This window comes from Methanocalculus sp. (assembly GCF_029762515.1).
Classification (GTDB): Archaea; Halobacteriota; Methanomicrobia; order Methanomicrobiales; family Methanocorpusculaceae; genus Methanocalculus.
In genome coordinates this window covers 1-4,849 of sequence record NZ_JARVGN010000158.1, presented here as the reverse complement: position 1 = coordinate 4,849, position 4,849 = coordinate 1, and the positions used below count along the sequence as shown (strand labels likewise).

The 4,849-nt window shown below is 54.3% G+C and carries 5 protein-coding genes; all 5 read right to left on the bottom strand.

Going from position 1 to position 4,849, the window contains the following annotated elements:
• Nucleotides 1–945, bottom strand: a 945-nt coding sequence (locus QCH34_RS06805) for a DEAD/DEAH box helicase (RefSeq protein ID WP_300332126.1), incomplete at its 3' end; no start/stop codon positions are given.
• A 227-nt stretch (nucleotides 946–1,172) separates the two neighbouring features.
• Nucleotides 1,173–1,715 (bottom strand): KH domain-containing protein, encoded by a 543-nt coding sequence (locus QCH34_RS06800; protein ID WP_300332124.1) that lies wholly within the window; start codon nucleotides 1,713–1,715, stop codon nucleotides 1,173–1,175.
• 25 nt (nucleotides 1,716–1,740) lie between these two features.
• Nucleotides 1,741–2,547, bottom strand: a complete 807-nt coding sequence (locus tag QCH34_RS06795; RefSeq protein WP_300332122.1) for a serine protein kinase RIO — start codon at nucleotides 2,545–2,547, stop codon at nucleotides 1,741–1,743.
• A gap of 5 nt (nucleotides 2,548–2,552) precedes the next feature.
• A complete protein-coding gene (locus QCH34_RS06790) occupies nucleotides 2,553–3,509 on the bottom strand; it encodes a tyrosine--tRNA ligase (protein WP_300332120.1) in 957 nt (318 codons plus the stop codon).
• A 109-nt stretch (nucleotides 3,510–3,618) separates the two neighbouring features.
• Nucleotides 3,619–4,641, bottom strand: a complete 1,023-nt coding sequence (locus QCH34_RS06785; protein WP_300332118.1) for a type II glyceraldehyde-3-phosphate dehydrogenase — start codon at nucleotides 4,639–4,641, stop codon at nucleotides 3,619–3,621.
• Between the last annotated feature and the right edge of the window lie 208 nt (nucleotides 4,642–4,849).

The following is a 4,849-nucleotide window of genomic DNA, read 5'->3' as shown; positions in this document are numbered from 1 at the left end:
GATCGCACCTTTCCGAAACCCTTCTTCCACCAGCCTTCTTGCATCCCGTGAGAGGCCGGCATGGTGGAAGGCGGCCCCGTTCCTGATACAGAGTGCAAGTGCCTGTGCAACCCCGGTGTCGTCGGTTCCAAGGATCTGATCGGCAATATCGTTTAAGACGGGCTCCTCGAGCCGGAGGGCAGATGCGATCCGCTTGGCAGCACCCTCTGCATTCCTCCGTGACGAGACGAAGACGAGGGCCTGGCCCCCCTCCTGGATTGTATCGAGGCAGAGGTTTGTATCCGCATCCTTCTTCAGAGAAGGAACATTCCTCTCGCTTCCATCAAACCGTATCTGCCCCTTGAAGTAGACGCCCTCCCTGAGATCAACCGGCCGCCAGTCTGACTGGACGAGCCCGGCTGAGAGCCAGCCCGCCAGCTCTTCAGGGTTCCCTATTGTTGCGGAGAGTCCGATCACCTGGAGATCGGGATTTCTGTTCCGCATCGTTGTGATCACCATCTCAAGGGTTGCCCCCCGCCCCTCATCCCCGATCAGGTGCATCTCGTCGATGACGAGGAGGGTGATCCGGCTTACCCATCCTGTCTTATTCCTGAGGAGCGAGTCCACCTTCTCGGAGGTGGCAACGATGATATCAGATCGCCCAAGGAGCTCATCTTTCCTGTCAAAGTCGCCGGTTGCGATCCCGACTCTCACCCCCTTCCCCGAGAAGTCCTCGAACTTCTCGCTGGCAAGGGCCTTCAGCGGGACGACATAGAGGCATTTTCCACCTGATGCAATCTGGTGATGCATCGCCATCTCGGCAACAAGAGTCTTTCCGCTTGCGGTAGGAATGCTTATAATAAGGTTTTTTCCAAGAAAGAGCCCCTCCTCAACGCAGGCTTGCTGTGGCGGGTAGAGGGATCGGATTCCGGTTGCGTAGTACTGCTCTCTCAGAGCGGGTGGGATCGGGAGCGAATCAAAAGCAACCTCGCGAACCCCTTTATTTCCATTGGAAACCTCTTTTCGCACACCGATCACTTCGAAATCTTTATCAGGGCATTGCGGAAATCCCAAAAAATCTCCATTAATTGCTCTATTCGCAATATTATCCCTAAATAATCATTCGTTTCTGCAATGCATCCAGTATTGCCGGGCACCCAAACAGGTGCCGGTAACACTGAGTTCTACAATCGTCAGTAATAGTAACTGATCAGATCTTCTTTCGCCTCTTTCTTCCTCCGTTCAAGGAATGCAAAGACATTCGCATGATCGGATCCCTCAACGAGCATCTCGATACCCTTCCGGGCAGTCTGAACCGGCTCCGGGAGCCCGATAATACCAACCGTCTTTCCATAGATTGAGATGGAAGTCTGGGTCATATTCTCGATCTGGCCGCGTGCCTTCCCGTCACGGCCGATGATCCGTCCCCTGATCCGGTTCATCTTCTGGGGTGTATCGGCGACATTCGAGAGATCGATGATATCAAGGAGGATATCCTCATCATCAAAGAGGTGGAATGCCCGTTCCGGAGAGAATCCCCGTCCAAGAGCCCGGACCACTTCTGTTGCCCGGAGTACGCCGACTGCGTCCTCTCCCTCGATGGTGACCAGTCCTTCTGTGCTGTCGATTGTGATCGCAACTTCGGCCTTCTCTTCGATGGCTTTGCGGGTTGCACCGCCTTTTCCAATAATGACACCGATCCGATCGGATGCCACTTTCAGTTCCTGCATTGTCATGGCTGATTCTCTTTATGGTTAGTTTTTATGGTGTGAAGAAATCTTCACCGACGATCCCCCTGAGGATCTCGTGTTCATCGAGTATGGTGCATCGGTTCCCAAAATACCTGTTGATGTTCTGGATATCCCGAAAGAGGAAACGGTGGGCGGATGGATGGTCCGGTGTCACTGCCTGGCCCATATCGATGAGCCAGAGCCGGCCGCCGCCGCTTAGGATATTGTACTCTGAGAGATCCCCGTGGACAAGCCGTGCCTTCTGGTAGAGCCGGGTGATGAGATCGAGGCACTCTCTGTATGCTGCCTTTGGATCGTCAGGGGGATCAAGCCTGAGCTGGGGATAGGGAACCCCGTCTTCACCGAGGAGCCCCATGATCAGGATATTCCGGTCAAAGGCGATCGGCTCCGGAACAGGAAGGCCTGCTTCCTGCGCCCGGTTGAGGTTTGAATACTCCTTCTTTGTCCAGGCAAAGATGATATTCTTCTTTGTCTTCCTGATATTCGAAAAGCGGGGGTCACCCAGGATATAATCGCTCATCGCATTGAAGTTCCCGGTCCTGATCCGGTATATCTTGATGACGCAGTCTTCTCCCTCTCCCCGCTCTGCAGCGAAGACATTCGCCTCTTTTCCTGTTGATATGGATCCGCCGATGGCGGTGATCACCTTTTTGTTTGCGAATTTGTAGAGAGCAAGGAGGGTGACATCATCAAAGACCTCATCAAGGACCTTCCGCTGATCATCATCCCGAATCCGGATCCCAAGTTCCGAGAGCTTCCGATCGAGCATCTCGATCCGGTCATCAGTCTTCTTTGTCTCCTCTCCCCGTCTCCCCATCGTCTCTATCCCCGCTTGCAGCTCATGATGAACTCATATGCCGGTGCGAGCACCTCGACGAGCCCCTCTGCACAGGCATTCTTCAGATCCATCGCGTGGATCTCCCCGGCCGCATATGCCACCTCAAGTGATGCAAATGTGTCAAATTCACGGTCTCCGCCATATTTCTCGGGCCGCCTGATCTCGACTCTTCCGAGGCGGGGGAAGATATGGTGGCAGAAGATCTCGATGATCGGGTTTTCTGCGGTCTCAGGGGGGCAGAAGGCTTTTTTGATCTTCTTCCTGATCTCATCCTCGGAATCTGCAACAGAGACGACATTTCCGGCAGACGAGGACATCTTCTTCCCGTCAAGCCCCTGCACGATCGGGGTATGGACACATACAGGAGGTTTCCTGCCGATGGCACCGAGATGTTCGCGGGCGAGCATATGGATCTTCCGCTGGTCGATCCCCCCGACTGCGGCATCGACATCCAGTGCGGCAATATCGACCATCTGCATGATCGGGTAGACCATCTGTGAGACTGTCGGGTTCTCCATGGTCCGCCCGACCTCATCCATACTCCGCGTTGCCCTGTTCAGGGTCACCTGCTGGGAGAGTTCAAGCACATTGAGCTGGTATTCCGGGTTCAGCTGGAGATCGGTGCCGATAACAAATTCAGCACCTTTCAGTCCGACCGCCTCGATACATGACCGGTTATACTCGGCAAGCTCTCTCACCTCTTCAAGCGTTCCTTTCCGGTTCAGGAAGGCATGGAGGTCTGCCAGGAGGACGATCACATGGAATCCCGCCTCTTTCATATCGATCAGCTTATTGATGGTGACGAGATGGCCGAGATGGATCTCCCCTGATGGTTCGTATCCGGCATAGACCCGCTTCACTGGTTCTGCAAGGGTGCTCCGAAGCTCCTCTTCCGTGACGATTTCAACGGTATTCCGTGCCACGAGATCATATGGATCCATAGCATACTATTGACCCTCTGAGGTGTTTAAGATGGTGGGAAAAATGGAGCGGGAACGGTATGCTCCGCTCCCCTCTGGGTGGCCGCCTTCTCTCCTCTCCGGGACTGTTTCACCTGATCGGCGTGAACCCGAGTGAGTGGTTCGTGAGCGCGATCGACTCTTCAGGAACCGTAACCGTTCCCATCATCGCCCGGATACAGTCGATCGTCTCAACAACGACATCCGCCTCCTGGTGGATCGCCTGGAAGAGGCAGAGATCGTCTTCGTCAACAGAGATGGAGCCCTCAAAGACGCCGTTCTCCCAGAGATCCGATCTCGGACGGCCGAGATCCATCACATACTCCTTCAGCTCAGCCGTGGAGGTGATTCCGGTCTCTTTTCGCACCAGCCCGATCCTCGGATTCTTACTGATCAGCTCGATGATCCGCTCCCGTGTCCCAGGCCGCTTCAGATCCATCTGTACAACATGCATATGCATCATCGTCGTCGGAACGATGAGGGCGGTGGTGGTGATCCTGATATCCGGAAGTACAGACTGGACATCGGGTCCATGGTGGGAGGGGATCGTGACCGGATTTAAGACGATCGCGTCGATTGGGCCCCGCTTGATATCACCGGGATCGCCGCCGCGCCGGATCATCGTTGCTCTCACCTTTTTGACACCGTACTCACTGTCTACAAGCCTGATGATCCGGCAGAGCCCTGTTGTATTGCAGGAGACGACACGGGCATAATCCCGCCCGATCGCGTCCTTGAAATTACATGACGAGGAGAAGGAGAAGCCTGCCACTTCATGATCCTCGCCGCCCTGCCAGATCGCCTTGATTCCCGCCTTCTCATAGAAGGCGCGATTCTTTGCCCCGATTCCGCCCGGTGTTGCGTCCACGACGATATCGCAGGCAGAAAGCATCTCTTCAACCGTTCCGGCAACCGGAATACCTGCTTTTTCAAAGGCTTCCTTCTTCGAGAGATCGGCTATATAAAGGGGAAATTTCCGTTCTCTTGCGATAAATGCCTCGGCAGAGGGTTTTGTCTTTGAAACCCCGATGACCGTCATATCCGGCTGGCAGGTGACTGCATCGGCGACACGTTTGCCGATTGTTCCATACCCGTTGATGGCAACCCTGATCATATTCATCCATACTGGTTCTGAAAATATTAAAGTACCCTGTATTGAGCTTCAGGCTCAAAGCCCTGTCACAAACCCCGGTGGAGATTGAATTCCTTCTATTGGGACTCTTCAGCTTCGCCCAGAAATTCGTTATAGAAGTCATCAGAGACGAGTTCGCAGTTACCTTCCGAATCGACCGCAAGCAGGGTGTCAAAGACGATCCATGCCT